Source organism: Halobacterium sp. GSL-19 (assembly GCF_016917855.1).
Taxonomy (GTDB): Archaea; Halobacteriota; Halobacteria; order Halobacteriales; family Halobacteriaceae; genus Halobacterium; species Halobacterium salinarum.
This window is the reverse complement of record NZ_CP070375.1, coordinates 139,938-162,087: the sequence shown is the minus strand read 5'-3', so window position 1 is coordinate 162,087 and position 22,150 is coordinate 139,938. Positions and strand designations below refer to the sequence as shown.

Annotated in this window: 13 protein-coding genes and 3 pseudogenes; 10 read left to right on the top strand and 6 right to left on the bottom strand. The window is 55.3% G+C overall.

Translation table 11 applies throughout. The annotated features are described in order from the left end of the window. Positions 1–25 precede the first annotated feature (25 nt). A pseudogene (locus JT689_RS00730) lies at positions 26–1,334 on the bottom strand (transposase). Positions 1,335–1,445: 111 nt separating this feature from the next. Here JT689_RS00730 and JT689_RS12480 point away from each other — a divergent pair. After that, a pseudogene (locus JT689_RS12480) lies at positions 1,446–1,565 on the top strand (RNA-guided endonuclease TnpB family protein); the annotation flags it as partial. A gap of 9 nt (positions 1,566–1,574) precedes the next feature. Here JT689_RS12480 and JT689_RS00725 read toward each other — a convergent pair. Both JT689_RS00725 and JT689_RS00720 read right to left on the bottom strand, forming a co-directional pair. Next, a complete protein-coding gene (locus tag JT689_RS00725; protein WP_205250663.1) occupies positions 1,575–2,579 on the bottom strand; it encodes a hypothetical protein in 1,005 nt (334 codons plus the stop codon). 598 nt (positions 2,580–3,177) lie between these two features. Next, positions 3,178–3,312 (bottom strand): annotated as a pseudogene (locus JT689_RS00720) (transposase); the annotation flags it as partial. A gap of 322 nt (positions 3,313–3,634) precedes the next feature. On the opposite strand from JT689_RS00720, the gene JT689_RS00715 reads away from it, so the two are divergent. The 4 genes from JT689_RS00715 (at position 3,635) to JT689_RS00700 (ending at position 10,648) form a co-directional block, all read left to right on the top strand. Then, a complete protein-coding gene (locus JT689_RS00715) occupies positions 3,635–4,366 on the top strand; it encodes a hypothetical protein (protein ID WP_205250662.1) in 732 nt (243 codons plus the stop codon). A 1,033-nt stretch (positions 4,367–5,399) separates the two neighbouring features. Further along, positions 5,400–6,662: a phage integrase SAM-like domain-containing protein gene (locus JT689_RS00710; protein WP_205250661.1), complete on the top strand. Its 1,263-nt coding sequence runs from the start codon at positions 5,400–5,402 to the stop codon at positions 6,660–6,662. Between the two features lie 1,587 nt (positions 6,663–8,249). Further along, on the top strand, positions 8,250–9,977 hold the full coding sequence (locus JT689_RS12315; RefSeq protein WP_229373312.1) for a hypothetical protein: 1,728 nt from the start codon (positions 8,250–8,252) through the stop codon (positions 9,975–9,977). Positions 9,978–10,132: 155 nt separating this feature from the next. After that, positions 10,133–10,648, top strand: coding sequence for a hypothetical protein (locus JT689_RS00700; protein WP_205250660.1), 516 nt, complete (start codon positions 10,133–10,135; stop codon positions 10,646–10,648). 239 nt (positions 10,649–10,887) lie between these two features. On the opposite strand, the gene JT689_RS00695 is transcribed toward JT689_RS00700, so the two are convergent. The 3 genes from JT689_RS00695 to rdfA form a co-directional block, all read right to left on the bottom strand. Next, entirely contained in the window at positions 10,888–11,502 is a 615-nt protein-coding gene (locus JT689_RS00695; RefSeq protein WP_205250659.1) for a hypothetical protein, read from the bottom strand. 1,023 nt (positions 11,503–12,525) lie between these two features. Continuing rightward, the gene (gene sph1, locus JT689_RS00690; protein WP_205250658.1) at positions 12,526–14,415 is read right to left on the bottom strand and encodes an SMC-like protein Sph1; all 1,890 of its coding nucleotides are present in this window, start codon (positions 14,413–14,415) and stop codon (positions 12,526–12,528) included. Between the two features lie 104 nt (positions 14,416–14,519). Then, entirely contained in the window at positions 14,520–15,149 is a 630-nt protein-coding gene (gene rdfA, locus JT689_RS00685; RefSeq protein ID WP_176705203.1) for a rod-determining factor RdfA, read from the bottom strand. Between the two features lie 605 nt (positions 15,150–15,754). On the opposite strand from rdfA, the gene JT689_RS00680 reads away from it, so the two are divergent. The 5 genes from JT689_RS00680 to JT689_RS00660 all read left to right on the top strand — a co-directional run bounded on the left by JT689_RS00680 (position 15,755) and on the right by JT689_RS00660 (position 22,016). Next, complete coding sequence (locus JT689_RS00680) at positions 15,755–16,546, top strand: IclR family transcriptional regulator (protein WP_176705202.1); 792 nt, start codon at positions 15,755–15,757, stop codon at positions 16,544–16,546. 78 nt (positions 16,547–16,624) lie between these two features. Then, a complete protein-coding gene (gene arcA, locus JT689_RS00675; RefSeq protein WP_205250657.1) occupies positions 16,625–18,085 on the top strand; it encodes an arginine deiminase family protein in 1,461 nt (486 codons plus the stop codon). Positions 18,086–18,323: 238 nt separating this feature from the next. Further along, positions 18,324–19,247, top strand: a complete 924-nt coding sequence (arcC, locus tag JT689_RS00670) for a carbamate kinase (RefSeq protein WP_205250656.1) — start codon at positions 18,324–18,326, stop codon at positions 19,245–19,247. Positions 19,248–19,303: 56 nt separating this feature from the next. Continuing rightward, the gene (argF, locus tag JT689_RS00665; protein ID WP_010904159.1) at positions 19,304–20,191 is read left to right on the top strand and encodes an ornithine carbamoyltransferase; all 888 of its coding nucleotides are present in this window, start codon (positions 19,304–19,306) and stop codon (positions 20,189–20,191) included. Positions 20,192–20,558: 367 nt separating this feature from the next. Then, complete coding sequence (locus tag JT689_RS00660; RefSeq protein ID WP_176705198.1) at positions 20,559–22,016, top strand: Na+/H+ antiporter NhaC family protein; 1,458 nt, start codon at positions 20,559–20,561, stop codon at positions 22,014–22,016. Positions 22,017–22,150 lie beyond the last annotated feature (134 nt).

The following is a 22,150-nucleotide window of genomic DNA, read 5'->3' as shown; positions in this document are numbered from 1 at the left end:
CCGACTGCCGTTGGGATATTGTGGTTTACGACGTGACTTGTTCTCGCGGTGCGAAGCAGCCGCTCTCTGAATCGAACAAGTACGTTGATGGCTGTGCCAACCAGCCGTTACTTCTATCCACCGAAAGGCTCGGTGAACTCGGAGAACTTTCTGCCGAATATTCTCCGCGCCGTTCACGTCCGCGTTCGCCACCGTCTCGCAGTCATCGCAGACGTACAACCCGCGTTCAACACGATTCGCCTTGCGCTTGCGACCACAGCACGAACACGACTTCGACGTGTCCCGCTCAGATACTTGTTCGACCGTGATGCCCTCTATCTCGGCCTTGTATTCCAACATCGAGGTGAAACGGTCGAACACCCACGAATGCAGGTCGAGGTTCCCGTGCTTGCCCCAGTCCTTTGACTCGTTGTTCTCCTCATCCTCACGAATGCCAGAGAGGTCGCCCACAACAATCGTTCCCACTCCTTCATCAACGCACCGTTCAACGATGTGTTTCGAGAGGGTGTGGAAATAGTGGGTGCGACGATCCGACTTCTTCTGGTTCAATCGCGTGGCTTGTTCGGAGTCAGAGTCGTCACAGCAGGCGAGGCGCTTGCTGAAGTAGTAGTCGTCCTGCTTCAAGCGGTTCAACGGGTACAGCTCGCTGTGACCATCTTCGTAGGCGAGTGCGGCGAAGCTGTTGATGCCGAGGTCAACACCCACGGTCTTCTCACCGGGGTACTCACTTCGGTTTCGACCTTGCAGACGAAGTGCAGTTCCCACTCGCTACCCGTCCAAACAGCCCGAACCTGTTGGACGCTCTCCACGGTAGAGAGGTCAACATCAGGCTGGGTCTGGTACTCGCAGAGGATGAAGTCCGACCAATACTCTTTGAGGGGCGAGCCTTTCGAGAGTCGGACTCTGTTGTACTGGGTGTCGAGTTTGAAGCCAGCGGCTTTGAACGTGACTGTACTTCGTGGGTTGTCATCGCTGTGTTTGCGGTATCTCGGCGGGCTTGCTCTCGTGTCCTCATTGCGTCGTTTGCCGTACCAGCCGGTGAACGCTTCAGCGAGTTCTTGGAGGACTCGCTGACTTGACTGCGAATGCAGGTCATCATAGCGTTCGTGCGACTTGAGGTACGCGGTGAGCTCGTTGTGACCGGGAATGTAGCCTATCTCAGACCACACTCGTTCACAGCCCCACCGTCCGACGTTCCAGAGTTTCGAGGCGACGAACCCGAGCGGATCGAGGTCGTCGGACACCTGTGGCTGATTCCTGATGGAAGCAGTGTAGGTGCGAGTGACGACCCGTTTCGCCGTACGTAACCTATGTAGACAAACCTGCTTGAAGATGTGTATTTGAGCGTGGAATATCCGGCCTTTCTATCGACGGTTGACTGTGTAGTCTATTGTCGGATTCGTCCCCGCCTTGGAGGACGGGGGCTTTCTCCTTGATTATCCGTAAGGATTGGGAAAATTCGCTACCCAGGGAGTCAGCCATTCGCTGTCAACAATCAGAACTGGGAAATCGACACAACCGAGAACGGTACGGCCGTCGTCGGCTTCCTGTGCGTCTCCGGATGGAACCCTTCGTCACTCCTCTGTGACGAGCTGGGAAAGGGAACAGAAGAGATCGGTAAGCGTACCCTGGCGTGGTCTATCCGTGGGAGAGAACTGGACTGCCACGGCGTTGGCTTCCTCATGGACAGAGAGTGCCGAAACGGCATCACTTGGGAGGTCTACCCGAGCAGCCGCCGCTCCGGCAAGCCCAAGGTCTTGACGGAGCGCGGCTGCAAGTGCTGTGGTGGGTGCCTGTGAGTCCAGCGTCATTGACACACGAAGCTCTCCGTCGTCCGAGATAGCCCCATACCGACGTGTAACGTGGTCGTACACTGGTGGTTTCCGAACAGGCCTAACGGAGCTACACGGTAATTGAATGTCACCGAGGCTGAACCGAAACGGGGACTGTCGCTGGGTCAGGGAGTACGTCCGAAGAGTCGATCCGCCGACTGGGTCCATATCACCATGCCAGACTCCGATAGTGTCCACGACGATGGACGGATCGCCGACGACGAACGCGGTCTCTGCGAGCACGCTCCCGGCCGTTTCCCCGGTGGTGTACATTGGCCGACCGTGGCGCATCTCAGCCTGGCGATCGGTGGAACTATCGACACCGACGAAGTCAGCGAAGTGTTCTTCCGTCCAGTTTGCCCAGACGACGACCGCACCACGACCACCGGCAGAACCGATGAATGCGAGTTTTCCGATGCGCGACGCATCGACAGCCTGGGACGAACCCGTGGACATCAGCCTACGGAGTCGAGCGGGAACTGAAGCAAACGGAAGAGCTTCGGCGACGGATCCGGCGACGGCACGGACAGGCTCCGGAGGCTCTCCTCGGTTGATCTGAGCCACGGCGAGTGTGTCTGCACTCGCCGGAATCGTTCCGGCGGTAAGGTCATCAGCGCCGAGTTGGGTGGAGCCAGTTGCGTTTCCGTTGACGGTGATGGCGTCAGTGCCGAAGGCTGCGACACTCCCGCCGAGTATGACACTACCGGCACCCGCGAGGACTCGCCGTCGTGACTTACCCGATGACATTTTTTCTAACAAGTAGCCATATATCTAAATAGCTTACTGCCAGGTATTCCCTCACCACCAATTTTCGATCAAGGCATCTAACTCACCCGTGTTCGGGAACCTGTGAGACAGGCCCGTACTCGTGGGGAAACCAATCGTCGCAATTCTCCTCGCTGGGACTCGTGGAGGTGCCGGAAGTTGAATTTCGTTGATGTTAGCTTGGGCCTCTGCGAGCAGTTCGTCAGCCCCCCATGTAGTCGATCAGGTTTCGTCATAACTATGTGGTTACAAGTATCTACTGTCTGGAACAGTTATTAGAGAATATTTGAAACGATGGTAAAAAACACACTAACAGACGTTCGAAACGAGCTTGAAGAGGATCTCCGTCGTCCACTTCTCGGATACACGCTTCTCGGCTTGACAACCGGAACCAGCGTGTTAGCGACCGGAGAGTTGCTTTCGGCAGCAGCAGCCCCAGAGTCCGTCGTCGTCGCAGGTGTCCTCCTCATAGCGGGTGCTGTACCGACGTTCACGTGGTACGTCCTTCGCAAACTCGGACTCTAACCCATCCCCATTCTACTCTCTGGTACGACGGAAAATCTACGTGACTGTATTCCTTGCTCGTGGTAAACTCGGCCAACGAATATTGCGTCTTGAGTTCGCGGAACAACGACTCAACTTCCCACCTGCAATGATAGATCGTCGCTAGGTCCGCCGGTGAGAACTCTTCTCGCGGGAGATTTGTAATTTCGAGCAGCTGATCGGGAAGCTCAACCGAGATATGGAGATCCGCAAGATGGTCGCGGATTCAGACCTCCTGGAGGGCGAGGATGTTGACCTACCAGAGGGCGCATCGCTCGTCCCGAAAGCTCCGTCAGAGGAAGCACGCCGTGAAGCCAAATTCGAACGCATGAAAAATCTCTTGAGCTATTGCGGACGATCAAGTCGAAGGGAGTAGTGAGTGAAAACGATCTCCTGAGAGCTGAGTATAGGGAGCAGCTTTATTACATGAACGGCACTATCGAATATCTATGATGAGGATGACTGCTCCGCTACAATCGATGTGCTAGGGTAAGATGGAGCAAAATACAGATACAGACGAAGTCTATGGTGTGCAACTTGCTCGGGCTCGGGACGCTCCAACGCGGTTTGCGTTCGCAACACTGACACTAAGTACCCGATTGTGGGCAGGGCTTGTCATCGGGTTACCGCTTGCGTGCCTCCTGCTATCTCCAGTTCACGACGTGTTTATCACGGCTGCCGCTGGGTTACCGTTCGCCATCTCATTATTGCTCCTGTGGTTTAGCCACGAGTTCGCAAACTCGCAATTACGCGTCGATACTGCTGAGCGAACGCTAGTAAAATCGAAACCATACGGCGGGGGGCAGTATTCACCGGTTGATGCTGATGATGTCGGTCACGTCTCAATCATCCAGCTTGCCGACGTTGCCCTCGTGAATCTACACTATACTGGGCCGATATTCTCTAAGCCGCCGGATGCAACGATTACTGCAGCACAGATCGATGACGTCAAATTACAACTCGAAGAGATGGGTCTTGAAGTCTCCATTCAGAAGGTCACACCTCAATTCGTTCCGATTGACCCCATTTTGGCGCGAATCGTCGTCACGCCGATTGCACTTCTTGGCACTCTCCTTGTTGTTTGGTTCGTGTATGGAACCAAGCCATTCCTCAGCAACTCCGTAATCGTGCCGACAATCGTGCTAATTGGCTATGGACTCTACGGCGTGATTTGGCGATACCGTCTTCGCCGCTCCGACTCGGAAAACGGGCAGGATTCCCGCTGATAGGCCGGGCAGGGTATTTCGTGTTCAAGTAATCGGAAACGACCCAGTTGTACGGTATCCTCACTTACTGAGCAGCTGGTTCACTTCCAGCCGGTTGGTGATATTCTGCCTCGATTGGTTGAGCAGCTTCGGTCAGTACAGAGGGACTTCAGTATTCCCGGTCAGGATGGGATGGACAGCGAAAGCGTATATGAGCAGAAACAACAAGAATAACTTGATGTCCCCCGTAAACAATCGCGTCCTCCTTGCCACCGTTGGTGGAGTCCTCCATTCTATTCTCCTCAACTGGTGGGAGTTCAGTTATCTTGGCGGAAGCGGTCCTGGACCACGAACCACCCTTCTGACTCAGTTGGAGCTTGGGCGTACTGGATTATCGGTCCATTCCTCCTCGGTGCTGTCCCAATCTACCTGTACCTAGAACACAAGCTGGTCCTTCCATTCATCCTCACAGTATTGCTTACCGCATATTGTTTTGCAGACCGGCTTCCCGGCGGCTCGATGGAAGATTTCACAGTATTCTACTTCGGCGTCTGGCCGTTCTTCCCCGCTGTTATCGGGGTGATAGCCGCCGCCGAATACTACGTTCGAATGCGGTGATACCTGAAGACAATGCCGGACGACACTGAAGTTGTCAACGCTGTCCAAGAACTCGAGGTAGCCTCATTTCGCGCCCATCCGTTGTGAGCGGTAGTACAATTTTGATTTGCAAGACGTGCCATATATCGTCTGGTTGGTGGTTTGTAGAAATCCAAACGCCGAATCTGTGAACATCAGGTGACTGCATTCTATATATCAGTATAAGATTTACTGGTCGTTCGATAGCTGCTGTGTAAAGCGTGCTATCTCATTAGTATGTAGAGAACAGCTCTCACCCAAATGGGTGTGATTACTGCGCTAATCACACCCAATCTTTACAGAGCTAGCGCTGGCAATAGCTGATTACCGATGAAATCGAGCCAATACGAGCCGCTACGGCTGCTTTGGTGGCGAATCAACGCCAACACACGGGATCTGTCTGGTCGGGGGAATCACGGTGTCGCGTAACAAATCCGGGGTTCGGATCGAAGCGAGCTTCCAGCCATATCTCCGAGACATCGGCAAGGGTCGCGACGGAGAGGGCGGCCATTACCGGCGGAACGTTGAGCGAGAGCTCAATCAATTCCGTGACTGGGCGAGCGGTGGCGGAGGACCGGACTCATGGGTCGGAGTTGTCCCGGCGGCTGACAGCCGCGAGCCACGGTTTAGCGACCTTTCTGAGACAGTGTTCCGCGACTATGCACGGTATCTCGCCAACGAGCGCGGGTTGAAGCAAAACACTACACAGACGTACTACGCTTACCTGTCCTCGTGGACTGGGTGGTGTGTGACGGAGGGGTATCTCGATGTGCACTACGCGAAGCGCTCGACAGCTCGGGGACCACTGCCGGACGACGATGGGCGCCGCCCTGGAGATCAGCAAGCATGGAGTCCGGATCACCGTCATCAGCTCACTGAATTCGTGACAGAACAGTTCAAAACCGCACTCCAACGACACCGTCAGACAGGTGCGGAGTCACGGGAGCGCGCCAGCAGCAGATATTACGCGATCAAGGCGGCACGGGATAGAGCGCTCGTGTACGTGGTTGCCTACACCGCGGTTCGAATCGGGGAACTACTCCGAGATCCATCCGATCCTCGTCGACGGGGGCTTCGGTGGGAAGAAGTCAACGTCGACGACGGAAGCATCACCGTCTACCGGAAAAAACAGCAGTGGGATACGGCAAGTCTGCCGGATCCAGTTGTCCAGCCACTCGAAGCATACCGGTCTCTACTCGATCCGCCCTCCGACCGTTGGCCCGTCTTCCCGACGTTTAGCCCGCGGAGTCTGGGGAACCTGCTTCGAGAGACGCTGGCCGATCGAGGGGTCACCGACGAGGAAATCGAGCGTCGCCGGGCAACCCATGCACGTGACTTGTTGTTGGCGCTTGATGAGAGCGTTCGGCCACAGTCGATGACCACGGAAGGGGCGCGAAACGTGCTTGACCGCCTCACAGACGCGGCTGACATCGATGTTTCGGATCCGAACCACGACTATCTCGCGCCCCATGGTGGGCGTCGCGGGATGGGAGAAATCCTCGTGCGGTCGTTCGGGTATACCGTTGCAGCTCGGTACCTGGATAACTCCGAGGAGATGGTTCGACAGCGGTATTCACACATCGAAGCCGGGAAGCTCGGTGATAAGGCTACAGCGGGGATCGAAGACGTGGACCCGGCGCCGCGTTCGTGGGATGGAGACGAGGACAACCCCTCGATATAAATTACATACCGCGATATCTTTTTCCTGGGTGTTGTTGACCCGCAGTTTCGGAGAATGAGTCGAAACTAGCTCCTCCGTATCGAATTGTGCGCTACAAAACCGTACCCACACCATCCAAACCAACTCCTCACACTCATCATACGGTTACTCGCCACCTCCCTCACGACTCATCGAGAAAACACACAGCATTGTCACTCGCCACCCTGCGAACTCGGCCCGTCTTCGTACGCTATCGGGCGGATCTAATCCAGCGGCGATAACCGCTGCACACTCACCAGCTGTCGGTACTGTACTCGAACCCCTCAACCGAACTCACAGCCGCTGTGGGAGGAAAGTTATAACTCGCCACACGTTATACGAGAGAGCCGCAAACAGCAAATAGAACAGCCGCACCCGGTAATCCTTCGACGACGTTTTCCCAGAAAACCACTCTTTAACTACTTGTACTCTGTTCCAATCTGTCAGGGCCGGCTGTACCGCTGACGGAACGACACCGCCGTATCTGGCCCAACATCCACGTTCGTCACGGACACCGCCGTCCCCTCACCGCTCGACGACAATAGGTAGAGATATCGACACTCGTGTGACACGGATTCCACTTCAACCCGTTTCGCTCTACTGCTCTTTCCTCACCCTGTGCCGTCATTTTCTCAGGAACGTCCTCTTCAGTTTGCCAGTGTGTCGGGATCAAATAGTTCACATCGATGTTCAACAGCCAATATCAACAGCACGTTATATCCGACCGCAGACAACGTAGCGGACTTGAACGCTCACTTGTCGTCGTTTTCAGCCCCACTCACCATCCATCTCCTCGACATCTCCGTAATACGGGACAGTTGTGATGTCAATAGTGGCCGTTACAGGCCGTGAAACGAAGCTTCCAACGTAGCCGCCGATGTGACTGGGACACCGCTTGATCAAAAACGTCTGCAATTCGAAAAGCCGAGAGTTGTCGTGACTCGTGTTAGCTACTCTTTCGGAACAAACCCACTGAACGTGTGCTCCCGTGCTAACCGCGTTTTCAGACGGATTTCCGCATCGCTAAACTCTCACTTGGACCCTCCTGACCCTCTGTTTCGGCCTCAACCAGTGTAGCGTCGCTCTTGGGCCGGGCTGCCGCAGTCAGGTTATCTTGGTGTAGATTTCCTTGACGAGAAAGTGTGCCGCCGTCTCGATGACCTCCTGTGCCTCGTCGTCGAATCTATTGCGCCAAGTCCGTGAGAGTGCTAATCGGTCGGGTAGTTTCTCCAAATCCAGTAGTAGCGAGTCCAGGATACGCTGCAAGTGACTGGTAGCTCTCGCTAATCGTCTTGTGATAGGAAAGCCAATCGTACAATCGGAACGAATGAATACGGCGCTGAATGCCAATCAGGATACGCATCAGAGACTGCCTTTGTCTGGAGTCGCACTGTTCGAACTGCCGCGAGAACCGATTCGCCAGATCACAGTGTCTCTCACGATTCAATTCCAACAGAGATGTATCGGTTAATCGCCGCGCTCGCCGTTCAGGAATCAACTGGGGGGTTGGAGCCATCGCGTTCTCATCACTCACCCGACGTTTATGTGGTTCCAGTAGAACCATCTGGTATGGATAAGAGGTCGCCAAGTCGCCGGGCTGTCCTCTCTTTTCTCGGGAGTGGGGTGGCCGTCGGTCTCGCAGGCTGTAGTCGCCTTTCCGGTACAGCACCCGCGGCCGATGGGCCCGATCAGAGCGAAAACACAGCCAGCGACCCGCCGGAGATCTCGATCAGCATTTCTGTAGAAGCAGAACCAGCTCAACTACCCTCGATCTGGACCGATTCAAAGAGCATCGAAGAGTTCCAAGCCCAATTCTCCGTCGAGACCAGCGGACAGCCAACACAAGCCGCAGTCAGCAACGGAGACGTAGAGATCAGCCAGGACTCAGAACAATGGAACGGAACAAGCGTTACCGTACAACCAGGTCAAATGCTGACCGGCAACCAAGAATTCAAAGCAACAGCACAGAAAAACAACGCCAAAGCCGAAGACACCACACAAACAACCAAAAAAACACCCGGCAACTACAAACTAGACATAATACCGGAGAAAAACGAAGAACTACGGAAAACCATCCAAGAAAACGCTGACGAAGACAACTACCTCAAAGACCGCGGAGGATTCGTAGAGGAAGATCCAGTCTTCAACTCCTACAACAGCCACCAAAACCTAGAATTCGACAAACTAGGCGTCGACCTAACCGCACTAGAATGGCGACACGACAACGACTACGAAACACTAGAATCAGACTACCAAGACAGTGAGGCCAAGAATTTAGTCGACAGCATCGGCACAGACACCGGCAACCCAGAAATACAAGCAATAAAATCAGGAGACCTAGCTATAAACAGATACCCGAATGGAGGAGGATTCCGGGGCGACGTAGGTAGCTTTGAATACCAGGAATTTGCCGACTCAGAAACACTCGGAGATGCACTTGACTGGCTGCACCCGTACCTATTCAACTGGCAAAGATACAAAACAGGTTCAGGACCAATCAGCAGCGAAGACTTCATCTATGCGCCTGTACTTGAACAGACAATTGAACAAACAATCGGAGAGAAAAACAATACCGAACTAGAAGCCCACGCTTGGGACTTTGACCTTGACGAACACGGAAACGGCCTCATCTACGGAAAAAACGCGGACGGCACTGACGAACTCCGTATCATGGAAACAGTCAGCAAACCAGTAACATCAACACCACAAACAAGAGGAAGCCAACTCCACCCACTGGTCGAGGATTCAAACTACCTTAATCCCGATCACGATGAGTTCAACCGATACTGGCACCCACTACGATTCGGCTGGGACGAACACAGCGACAGCACAAGATGGAACTTCGAAGAGGAAAAGAGAAGAGCGTCAGGAGTCGTTAGAGGTATGGCCTCCTCAATCCACCCAGAAAGCGCAGCAGGGGTAGCAGCACACGACCAGAACTCCCTAGGTATGACCACAGAATACCTACAAGACTTTACAGAAAAACTCCGAACATACAACCAGAATGATGCAGACTTCGAGGAACTATACAACCAGTCCAAGATCCTCGACAAATTCATGCGCGATCAAGAAAACAATCATGTCGTCTATGGAGATACAGAGAATCCGCAGTACGCTGTAGTTGAGGATAGTGAAGTTATTGATGATGTTTGGAAGGATGAGGAGGGGCATTATGATGACTTCAACCAGTTCCTCCGCGACAACCCATCCTACTCAATGAGTACCGAAGAAGTCGACGCAACACTCGAAGGAGAAAAAACAGGAGACCTCGGCCAGCAGACACTGGCCGGCGCATAAAAACTCCTTATCGACCTCACATACTCAACGGTTCTTCTTTCTTCTCTACTGCCTCTCTTTTAGAATTTCCTTAGAGAGGTCAGAATGTGGAACTCCGATCACTATATCAACCAGGAAAAATATATTTAAAATTTGTTACCTATTAGTAACTATATATGTTATCTAGTTTTGAAGAAAGGTTCGCGGAAAATATGAGGCAGGCTGGAGAGGCCTTGGAGGAAAACGGCTATGATGTAGTCGACTACCACGCATTCATCCGAGAACAAAACTCAGGAATCCGTTACGCCAACCACGCCGACAACCCCGGAAAAGCACTAGATGCTACCCTAGATGAGATCTCCGAAGAAGACATACTCGTAAACATAGACGGAGCAGACCTCGCAGAAATGGCAAGAGGTCAAGGCGACCTCAGCCAAGCACTCTACCAAACAGTAAACGGCGGGATCTCAATCGACGAACCAACCGTCACAAAAGAAGAGTGGACAGGAGAAGCCCCCGCATTCGGAACTATCATCCACTACACACCACAAGACCCGGACGACTACTTCACCATCGGAACTTCAGAAACAATGCCTCCATACACTATGGAAGATGCACACAACCAAGTCAACGATATACAACAAATACTCGAAGCAGCAGGCCTAGAAACCGAAGAAGGACACATCGGTTAGTCGGTCTATCGATTTCTGGATCCATAGGCTCCGTTCATCCAGTCTATCGCATTTCTAGGTTCTCTCCCCTGCTTAAATTCGGTTGGCGTCGGAACATACATACGAAGGTGATCACCCTCCTCAGTGGAGTATCGGACATCCCATTCTGTAGAAACCAGCTCCAATCCATTCAAAGCCATCTCGAACATCTGCCTCGGCTTATCGTCGCACTCATCTTCTCACTCTCTCTTTCTCTTTTTTTACTTTCCGTTCTTCAGGTAGTTAGATAGATCTCCAGAGTTCATTTGGTTAAAGCTGTAACCAAGTTTTTGTTGCCAGATTCTTCTGAGATTTATCACTGGATTTTTGTTTACTGATCCTGATAAATCATCTTTTGATGGTACTTGACCGGAAACAGCACAGGTACTTCCTCCTCCACAAACATTATTCTTGTTGAACCAGCTACTTCTTAGATTAGACTTATAGCTTCCAGTAAGTATGCTCTGTGCATCAGTCTGTTGCTCTGCAACATCTTCCGATGATACAACATTAAGTTGGCCTTCACCCGTCACTGTCTCACCAGCAGAGTTATCGAACTCCAGCCTACAAGAGTAAACATTATCACTGCTACCTAATTTAAGTTCTCCGATAACAGGAACCGGTACCTGAGGATTATCTCCGATTCCACTTACCTGACGTGCAAACCACTCCTCCCCCTTATTTCCAGAGTTAAACTCCGGTTGATGATCAAGGCCACCGGCCCAACATACAGTCCTGATTTCCTCAATAGCGGCCTCAGGTTCTGTGTCTTCATCTTGTTTAGCCTCATAATATGAGGTAAGAAAGTCTGGATCTTGCTTAAATTCCCATGGCATTGCGAAGTATCCTGCTGGGTCTTTCTCCTGTGTGCCTGCTGGTTCAAACGAGTATAGATCTAGGTCCCAGTCGATAGCACCAGTACATTTCCAGTTCTGTCCTGTGTAACCCCATTCGAGGCCTGTTTTGCAGCTTGGGTAGAATCCCCCGTTGAATACTTCAGTGCTGTTTACTCTGTTCTTTACTTTGGAGAGGTCTAGTGTTGATCTTACATCGTCCGAGTATTGGCCTGTTGCGTTGCTTGGGTTCCATATTTGTCTGATTGCTTTTTGGTTGGTGTTGTTTACTGCTTGTGTGTAGGCGTTGTTTCTTGAGATGTTGAGTTGGTCGTATTTTGAGGGTTGGTGGGTGTATGGGTTTTCGTATGTTTCTCCTGGTTTTCCGTTTAGGTAGTCTAGTTCTGCGCGGTGGATGTGGTCGAATCTTATGTTGTTGAATCCGTTGGTTGTTGCGAAGCTTTTCTTTTTGTCTTCGAAGTCTTGGTTTCCTACGGGGATTGCTTCTTTGGGTACGTAGTATTTGGTTGCTAGTGCTGTAAGGTTGTGGTATCCTCCTAGTTTGCAGTCTCCTGTACCGGTACATGAGTTGGGGAATGGTGCGGGGGCTGGGCTTTCCCAGGCTATCTCTCGGTTATGGACTTGGTATCGGCAGTAGCTGTCTTTTTGTGCGGTGACGGGGTCGTTGCCTGTTGACTCTCACTGAAAATCTCAGACCATACAACCAGAAGCTCCTGCAAAGCGCACAGCGTTCAGCATGGAAGGTCGCTCGTATCTGTATACGGGTCATGGACCAGACTCCCGCATGAATTTGAGACATAGTAAGTCTGTCCTAGATTGCGGTTCGATCCATCCACGGGACGTAGGAAGCCAGTGAATGTACTCTCAGTAGCGTTTCCCGATAAAAAGCGACAGCGTTCAACGAAGCACGAGAGTGTCGATCGTGCCCAACAGACGATGTACAGCGAGTCGTTCGGACACGTCCGACCCGCCTCTATGGTGCACGACCGAATGCAACGGTCGCTGTTAATTCGTGATTTGAGGGTGGTCTCTCGACTGGGCCGTCTCGTGTGAGATGACATCCCAGTGTTCCGGTGACACCGTTTCACCGTCGAACGATCCAGCTTCGGGATACGCGGTTGTCACCAGGATCTCGGCCGTGTTCTCTAGATACTCGATCATGTGCCGAATGTGTTCCGCTGCGAGCTGTCCGATACCATCCAAAAGAATGCACGGAACCCGATCGCCGACACTGAACGTTCGGTAGCCCGCCAGCGCCGTCACGATCCCAACCAGCTCGCGCTCCCCCTCGCTGAGAGTGTCTAAATCGGTTGTGTGGCCGTCGCGCGCCAGATTGATTTCGAATCCGACAGTGTCGTTTGCATCGGTCTTCTGGTCGAGGTACGCCCCATCAAAGCCGGGTGCGAACCGACCGATGATGTCCGCCATCGCTGCGTCGAACTGGTTGACGAGCTCGTTGTACTTCTGTTTCCGGCGCTGTCTGAGGGTTTCAAGCTCGTCTCGCTTCGTCTCTAGCTGTTCTTGGCGGTCGTTTCGCTTCTGCAGTTCCGCTTCGATACGCTCGAGTTCGACTTGGGCTCGATCCAACTTGGTTTCCGTGCTGCCGATCTTCTGCTGGGTCGTTTTCAGTTCGGCGCTGTGCGATTCGCCCGCCTTCTCAGCCGCTTCGTACTCGGCTTCGCGTTGTTCGATCTCCGCCTGAAGCTCCTCGATGGTCGCTTCGATCGACCGGACTTCGTGTTGGTCCTCCTGAATATCGACGCGGAGTCGTTTGATCTCGTCTTCGAGCTCTGCCTTTTGCTGTCGCTTCGACTCGATCTCACGCGTTCGTTGCTGCATCTGAGTCACCTCCTCGGTGAGCGTGGCCCGCTGTTCCCGCAACGATTCCTGTCGGTCACTGATCTCGTTCAGCTGCTCGGTGACCGCTTCCGCCGTGGTCTCCGCGCCGCAGACGAAACACGAGAACGTGTCCCCGGAGAGGGTGCGTTCGACGTCCGTTATGAGGTCTATTTCTCCCTCGTCGATGATCGCCTTGGTGCTGCGGTGGAGATCGTCAAGCAGGTCGATTTTCACTGCTAATTCGTCGATTTGGGTCTGCTTCTCGGCGATGTCCGCCTCTGCTGTGGGGGAGTCTGGGATGTCGAGTGATTCGAGCGCCGCCTCCTTGTCGTCGAGTTGCGCTTTCCGGCGGTCGACCTGGTTTTCGAGGCGTTCGAGGCGGGTTTCCTCGCGTTCGAGATCCGACTGTTTGGCCGTCAGTTCGTCCCGGAGGGCGCGCTGATCGGTCTCTTCGTCGACCTTACGTTCGAGTTCGTCACGCGTCTCGTTGAGGTCGCGAAGCTCCCCTTGGAGCCGCGTCACTTTCTGCTGTGCCGCGGGCAAATCCGCGGAGGCGGCTTCGGCTGCGGCGACTTCGTCTTCGAGCTCCTTGATCTCGCGCTGGAGCGCCTCGATACGCAGGTCGATGTTCTCAGTCTCAAGCGGCTTCTTCAAGAGCTCGGTCAGGCGTTCTTGGTTTTCCTCCCGTACGGCGGCACGGATGGGATTGTCCTCGCCCAGAACAGCGAACAAGCGAGCAGCGATCTGGTCTTGGTCCCGTGTGAGATATGGCGTTCCGCTGCGCGAGATCGCGGGTTCGTCGCTGTCGGTCGCTCGCGTGAGAGAGACGGTGTACGTCTCTTCGTCGGTTTCAAGCGTGACCTTGCCGTCGTCTTCGTTCTCCATCAACGGGTGATCCTCTGTGAGCAGCCCGGTGGTTCCGATTGCGGTCTGGATCGCAGCGAGGAAACTCGATTTGCCCTGGAAGTTCGAAGCTTGAACGATGTTTGGGCCGGGACGCAGTGTTGCCTCGCCGGAACGAATGCCACCGATGCAAGTTACATCTACGTTCCACATACTCTGAGTTCTAGTTAGATCGATAATAAAAGGAGCGATGTTATACACTCACTAGATGATCCGAGCCGCGGAAACAATAGCGTACTAACAATAACCGGGACGTTCTAGGCCACGTCTGAATGGGCTCGACAGATGAACCCACGTGTTCGTGCACGGCTGAGCCGGGTCTGCGTGGAACACCCGTCAACGTGGCACTGGAGAATAATCTGTGTTCGTACAGTGGCGTCCGCGCCGTTCGGAAGCTCTCCCTTTCGGTCAAGGGATTGAAGCACGTCTTCGACGTTCGTCCGCATCGTGTCCCGCGCGTATTCGATCTTATCCGATTCCCAGTCGCTGTTCGAGCGCTGTTTGCTTTTGTTCGCGCCGAGACACTGGGTGAGATGGCGGTACATCGTTGATCGCGTGGCGAAGTCGGTGGTGAGCTCCGTTCCGTCGATCCCGTCGTCCGCGAGGTCGTCGATGATTTCGCCGCGCGTCACCGCGTCGTCTGATTGGAGGGCATCGTACTCTGATTGGATGTGGACGTCGATCGCCTTTCGGTTGTGGCTGTCGTAAACCGATTTCAGCAGCTCCGTGTTGAACCAATCCGTAAGCGGTCGTGTAGCAGTCTCAGGGAAGCCGTGGTCACCAACCCAGCGTGCCGCGAGTTCCTCGTCGAATCCGTCTTCGATGGCGCGCTCCCCCAAGTCGTAGGTGGCGATCGTGCGCCCGATCTTACAGCAGTGGTCCGTCATGGTCGTCTCGGCATGCTTCGTTCTCTGTATTCAAACCTGCTGATCGAGAATTGTGCCGAGACACCCACGCGTTAGTCGGGCCATCACAGCCCGAATGACGCTCCACCCGAGCGACCAGTAGACCATCCATGATCCCGGTGTGCGTTTCGACCTTGGCGCGTTGTTTGATGTACTCAAATTCACCGAGTAGACAACGAATAAATCCGAGAGTGTCGTGCAAAAGACATTCAGAGCAGTGCCTGCAGCTATCTGTACACATAATTTAGGCGGATCAGACGTGATTACATGCTCTTTTTGAGTACTTCAAACTCCCACGAGGGTCAGATTCCCACCCTCAAGTATCAAAATCTTGCACTGCTAGGACATCGTTAAAGCCTCGTTTCACCAGTTACTGTACGATACCCGTCTACAATGTGTATAATCGACCGTTTTAGAGAGCCAACCAGCGGTACTCGATCACGGGCCCACCGTAGTCTGAATCGCTTGTGCAAGGCGAAACACTCCACAACAGTGCCATCTCACGATCAGGGACAGTGTTTTTGATAGTTTCAATCCCTGGCCGTGTATTCAGGGGAGTATAAACAGTTGCTATCCATACGAGTAGTATGGACCCAGAAGCCGCCAACAACGGTGAGCCGCGACGGATAACATCCGTTCTTAACGCGGTCGAAATCATCGACGCGATCAAAGAACACCGCGGGATAACGCTCCAAGAGTTGACCACCGAACTCGACCTAACGAAAGCGACGATTCACACGTACATGGCAACCCTGCGGCAAGTCGGAATCGCCGAACAGGACGAGGACGGAACGTACCAGCTTGGGGATTGGTTCGTTCCGGTCTCGAACTATGCCCGAAACAGTACTGATCTCTACCGGCTCGGACGCGAAGAGATCGACAAGTTGGCGACCCAGACTCGGCACACGGCTCACCTCGTCACGGAGTCAGACGGCCGCCAGATCGTCCTCTACGAATCGATGGGCGAGGAGTCAGTGACCACCGAGTATCACCTCCGGATGCGGGAGACGCCACGGAAACTCCACACCAGTGCGGCGGGCAAATCGATACTCGCGTTCCTGCCCGAAGGCCGTCGGGAGACGTTGATCTCGGAGATCGAGTTCGGCACGGAGTCGTCCACCCCGATCGGCAGCCCTGATGCCCTCCGCGAGCAACTGGCGACCGTCCGCGATCAGGGATACGCGATCAACGACGAGGAGGAGATCCATGGCATCAGATCGATCGGCGCACCGATTCGTGGCCGAACGGAGGACGTCGCGGGCGCAGTGAGCGTTACCGCACCGAAGACCCGGCTGCAGAACGCGGAGTTCGCGGGGGAAGTCCCCGCACTCGTGATGGAAGCCGCAAACATAATCGAGGTGAGGTTAGAGACAGCGTAACCGCCGCGTGTCATAAACATCGGTATATTTTGGCGACGGCTTTATCAGGCTATATCCAGAATACTCAACTGAATTCCCATGAGTAGTGAATCACCGGAGTCCGTAGATGACAGCACGAAGGTGCAGGCGACCGCCGAATGGGACCCGCTCCAAGCGGTCCGGATGCACCTCCCGGGGGCCGAAACGTTCGTTGGCATCATGGACCCCGAGCCGAACCTGTTTCTGAACGACTTCTCGCTTGTCGACGCCCAACAGGAGCATCTGAGTCTCAGCCAGGACCTGGAGGCGGCGCTTCCGGCATCGAACCCGATCCATTATCTCCACGACGATCTCGCCAACGGCAACGGCATGAACGCACTGCTCTCCTCGCGGGTCAACTTCGATCTCAGTGAACTCGGAGCGGACGAGCAGGTCAACCGGCGCGACAAGATGTGGGCACGGCTGCACGAGCTCAGCCCCCATACGCAGATCCAGGCCGTGCTCGGGAACGCCGAGGTCATCCGGCACCACTCCCACTCCGACGAGGAGGTTCCTGGCTCGAACCCGGACCGCTGGGACACGACGAGTGTGCAGTTGGAGCAGCCGCTCACGAACATGTACTTCCAGCGTGACCAGCAGTTCGTCACGCAAAACGGCGTCGTGCTCTGCTCGATGAAAGAGGACACGCGCAAACCGGAGGTCGACATCGCTCGCGCGTCCTGGGAGGCCCTCGACGGGGACGAGTTCGACGTCGACATCGTCGCCGACATGAGCCAGGTTCGGGAACACGACGTAACCGAGCACGTCCCCGAGCGCGACGACATCCAAGAGACGGAAGTGCTCGTTGAGGGCGGTGACTTCTATCCGGCTGGCGAGTTCTCGCTGCTCGGTGTCTCGGCGAAGATTCCCGAGGGAGAGGCGTACCCGAAACACGACATCGCCGCGGATGACACCGAGTACGTCCATCGGAGCACGTACGCCGCAGGCCACCGACTCCTGATGGACGACGCCTTCGGATCCGAGGAAGTCGGCCTCGTTCGTGCGCCGTTCGAAGCCGCACAGGCACACAAGGACGACGACAACGGGGAAGTCGAGATGGACATCATGCACCTCGACACGTGGTTCAACTTCGTCGACGACGATCTCGTTGTCGCCCACAAGGAACTCGTGGAGAACACGACGCTTGACGTGTACGCACGAACCCACGGCGGCGAGAAGCCGTACACGCTGGAACGACCCGACGTGAACTTCGGCGAGTACCTGCGCGAGAAGGGCTTCGAAATCGTCGACGTGTACGACTACGTTGACCCGTCCCATCCGGACACCGACATGGCGTTGAAAGCCATCACGAACTTCCTGACGGTTGGGCCACGGAAGATCCTGCCAGTCCGCTTCTCCGACGACGACGACGGCGTGATGAAGCAGTTCATCGATGGGCTCCAGGAGGACTACGATGTCACGGTCATCCCGGACGGAGAGGGGCGCAAGATCATCAACCTCCGTGCGGGCTACGGGGCGATCCACTGTATGACGACGCCGCTCCGACGCACTCCCGAATAGCGGTCGACGCGGGCATCGGGAGTAGGCACGTCCACCGCGGTTGGGCTCTTCTTTGACTGCGTGTGTCTGCGGTGTACCTGGCACGTTCGTTCCGGTGGTGGGACGTTCACTGTGTGCTGCAGTCCGTGGCTGATCCGTTTCGTGTCAGTGCTGCGCTGTATCGCGGCTTCTGCACGGGGTCGACGGGTGGGAACCGGCGCAAGAGTTTTTGCGTCACCCGTGTAACTACGAGGCACCCATGAGTTACACCGTTGTAGCTCTGGGTGGGAACGCCCTACTCAGAGGTGGCGAAGGATCAATCCAGGACCAGCGAGACACGATCGAGCAGACTGTCCCCCACTTCGTGGATCTCTACGAACGCGGACACGAGCTCGTTTTCACTCACGGCAACGGCCCACAGGTCGGACAGCTCCTGTTGCAGAACGAGGAGGCGGAGTCCGCCGCCGAGAAACCGCTGGACGTGCTCGGTGCCGAGTCACAGGCCCAGATCGGATACCTCCTCCAGCAGCAGCTCCGCGAAGAGCTCGGTGAGACACCGGCGACGGTCATCACACAGACGATCGTCGACGAGGACGACCCGGCGTTCGACGATCCGACCAAGCGCATCGGTCCGTTCTACGGCGAGGACGAAGCCTCCGAGAAGGACTTCCCTGTCAAGGAGGGCACCGACGGCGACGGCAACGTGGGATACCGGCGGGTCGTTCCGTCCCCGAAGCCAGTCGACATCGTTGAGGCAGAACACATCAAGACGCTCGTCGAAACCGGAAAGCCGGTCATCAGCAGTGGCGGCGGTGGCGTTCCGGTCGTCGAAGACGGTGACAGCCTGACTGGTGTTGCGGCCGTCATCGACAAGGATCGTGCTGCCCAGTCGCTTGCGACCGACATCGGTGCCGATGAGTTCCTCGTGTTGACCGACGTCGATGCGGTCTACCGGAACTTCGGCACCGAGGACGAGGAGGAACTCAGCGAACTCACAACCGAGGAAGCGGGGGACATGCTTGCCGCCGGAGAGTTCGGTGAGGGGAGCATGGCGCCGAAAGTCGAAGCGTGCATCGAGTTCGTCGAAAGCGGCGGTGACCGTGCGATCATCACGAAGCCGGAGACCGCAACCGAGGCGCTCGATGGGGCGGCCGGCACGACAGTCGTGCCAGCCGACGAGTGACCGCGGGTTGGGAACAGTCGAAGGATTAAATAGTCGACCCGGAGATACACAACACGATGGAGCATCTAGTAGACATCAACGACGTCGAGAGCGAAGAGATCGAACAGCTGCTTGACCTGGCGGCGAGCATGAAGGAGAACCCGGGCGAGTTCTCCGGCGTGATGGACAACAAGTCTCTCGTGATGTTGTTCGCGAAGCCGTCGACGCGAACACGGCTGTCCTTCGAGACGGGAATGACCCAACTCGGTGGGCACGGCATCTTCTTCGAGATGGGGTCCTCGCAGCTCAGCCGCGGGGAGCCGATCTCCGACGTGAGCCAGGTGATGTCCCGGTACGAGGACGCCATCATGGCTCGGTTGTTCGAGCACGACGAGATGATGGAGCTTGCTGAGAACGCGGACGTACCAGTCGTCAACGGGCTGACCGACTTCCTGCACCCGTGTCAGGCGCTCACCGACATGTTCACCATGCAGGAGAAAGACCGCCTCGATACGCTTGCGTTCGTCGGGGACGGAAACAACGTCGCCCACTCCCTGATGCAGGCGTCCGCGAAGATGGGCGTCGACTGTCGGATCGCGACACCCGAGGGCATGGAACCCGACGAGGAGATCCAGGACCGTGTCAGCGACGCCAACGTGACCGTCACCAACGATCCCTACGAGGCGGTTGATGGCGCGACCGCAGTCTACGGCGACGTGTTCGTCAGCATGGGCGAAGAGGAGCAGCGCGAGGAGAAGCTCGCCGAGTTCGACGGGTTCCAGATCGATCAGGATCTCATGGACGCCGCCCGCGACGACGCGATCTTCATGCATTGTCTCCCGGCCCACCGTGGCGAAGAGGTCACGGCGGAGGTCGCCGACGGTCCGCAGTCGGTGATCTTTGACCAGGCCGAAAACCGCATGCACGTGCAGAAGGCCATCGTCCACACGCTCGTCAACCAATAACTGCATCGATCCGCTTTTTTATTGCCGGACAGTAGTGTCGGTTTCTCCTGTCGATGGGTACTGTAGAGTACAGGCATGTCTATCAGTCGCATCCGACCGTGGCGCTGCAACGGGTATTCATGCGGACTGTGAGTCGTTTCGAGCAGTCAGTCAGAGTACACTACGTATAATAATTGAGCGACAAGAAAAACATACGGCCAAATATCTGTCGGATAATGATATTAACTACGGCTGTAGGAATTGGCGGTAGCTTTATCCTATCCTGGGAATAACGCCAAGATGCAGGATCATAAGATTTCGCTCACAGAGTGCGCCAGGCGGCTGATGAATCGACAACTGGAACAACGATAACAAGATATAATTACCAATGGCAGACTTTGAGCCGAAGAGTTACGAGGATTTCGACCCCGAGCAGCGGCCATCGCTCGGCGAAGCACTCCTCCCAATAGCGGGGATGATCACCTTCCTAGCGATCGGGATCGTTTATTTAGACCTCGGGGCACAGATGCCACTGCTCTGGGGGATCGCGTTCATCGGGCTGATCGCACGATATAGCTGGGGATACTCGTGGGATGAGCTCTTTGACGGGATCTCGAATAGCATTGTGATGGGACTAGGGGCGATATTTATTCTCTTTATAATTTATATGCTGATCTCGTCTTTAGTTGACGCTGGTACCATCCCCTTCATCATGTATTGGGGACTCGATCTCCTGTCACCGTCAGTGTTCGTGCCGATAACAGCAGTACTTTCGTTCGTGGTTGCGACGGCGATTGGCTCCTCATGGACGACTGCTGGGTCGCTTGGCCTCGCACTGGTTGGCATCGGATCCGGGCTTGGAATTCCCGAGCCCTTGACTGCCGGTGCGATCCTGTCGGGCGCCTACATGGGCGACAAGCAGTCACCGCTGTCCGACACCACGCTACTCGCCTCCGGCGTTAGTAACGTCGATCTGTGGGACCACGTTCGCGGCATGTTCCCCAACACTATTATTGTTGGGGTCATCTCGCTGGCGCTGTACACTGTTCTCGGCCTTACGACGGAGACAGGTGGCGCTGCAGGAGCGGTCGGACGGGTCGCTGAAATCCAAGGTGCCCTCGCTGGCTCGTACGAGCTGTCCGTTCTCGTGTTGCTCCCGCTAGTCATCACGTTTGGGCTGGCGATTGCCGGCTACCCCGCACTGCCATCGCTTGGCGCGGGCGTGTTCTCTGGGGCTGCCGTCTCGATTCTCGTTCAGGGGCGCGGGTTCGCCGAAGCCTGGCAGATCATCTACAGTGGAACTGACCCCTCCACCAGTGTGGATCTCGTCACGGCACTGCTCCAGACCGGCGGACTGGAAGGATCGATCGGTGTCGTTACGATCGTCTTTGGTGCGTTGTCAATCGGTGGCTTGCTTGAAGCCACTGGCGTGCTGGCTGTTCTGGCTCGTAACACCGCAAAAGCTGTCGGTAGTATCGGCGGTGCCACGCTCGCTACTGCGGTTGGTCCGCTCATGATGAACGTCCTCACTGCCGACCAATACATGTCAATCGTCGTGCCTGGCATGACGTTCCGTGACCTCAACGACGAGTACGATCTCGACGGAACGAGTCTGTCCCGAACCCTCGAAGAAACCGGGACTGTCTCGGAGCCGATGATTCCGTGGAACTCCGGCGGTGTGTTCATGTCTGCAACGCTGGGAGTCCCCGTGTTGAGTTATCTGCCGTACTACTTCGTGGGGATTCTCTCGCCCATCCTGGTCGTTATCATGGGTTTCACCGGCTGGAAGATGTATATGAAAGACCCCGAGGAGTCACCCGAAGAGTCGGCCGATACGGCCGCATAACGTCGGCGTCTCGGATCCGGTCTTCGAGCCGTCTTTTTTACTAGGCCGTACCGAAGACACCGGCGCTCCTGTGCCGTTCTTACAGCGATCGTAGTAGCTGCCAACCGAGTTTCACGGACCTCAAAACCGATTCA

Coding starts and splice junctions, on each gene's coding strand:
- JT689_RS00715 (WP_205250662.1), top strand. CDS start 3,635: ATGGAGCAAAATACAGATACAGACGAAGTCTATGGTGTGCAACTTGCT.
- rdfA (WP_176705203.1), bottom strand. CDS start 15,149: ATGACGGACCACTGCTGTAAGATCGGGCGCACGATCGCCACCTACGAC.
- JT689_RS00695 (WP_205250659.1), bottom strand. CDS start 11,502: ATGCCATGGGAATTTAAGCAAGATCCAGACTTTCTTACCTCATATTAT.
- arcC (WP_205250656.1), top strand. CDS start 18,324: ATGAGTTACACCGTTGTAGCTCTGGGTGGGAACGCCCTACTCAGAGGT.
- JT689_RS00700 (WP_205250660.1), top strand. CDS start 10,133: ATGTTATCTAGTTTTGAAGAAAGGTTCGCGGAAAATATGAGGCAGGCT.
- JT689_RS00680 (WP_176705202.1), top strand. CDS start 15,755: ATGGACCCAGAAGCCGCCAACAACGGTGAGCCGCGACGGATAACATCC.
- JT689_RS12315 (WP_229373312.1), top strand. CDS start 8,250: ATGGATAAGAGGTCGCCAAGTCGCCGGGCTGTCCTCTCTTTTCTCGGG.
- JT689_RS00660 (WP_176705198.1), top strand. CDS start 20,559: ATGGCAGACTTTGAGCCGAAGAGTTACGAGGATTTCGACCCCGAGCAG.
- JT689_RS00725 (WP_205250663.1), bottom strand. CDS start 2,579: ATGTCATCGGGTAAGTCACGACGGCGAGTCCTCGCGGGTGCCGGTAGT.
- arcA (WP_205250657.1), top strand. CDS start 16,625: ATGAGTAGTGAATCACCGGAGTCCGTAGATGACAGCACGAAGGTGCAG.
- argF (WP_010904159.1), top strand. CDS start 19,304: ATGGAGCATCTAGTAGACATCAACGACGTCGAGAGCGAAGAGATCGAA.
- sph1 (WP_205250658.1), bottom strand. CDS start 14,415: ATGTGGAACGTAGATGTAACTTGCATCGGTGGCATTCGTTCCGGCGAG.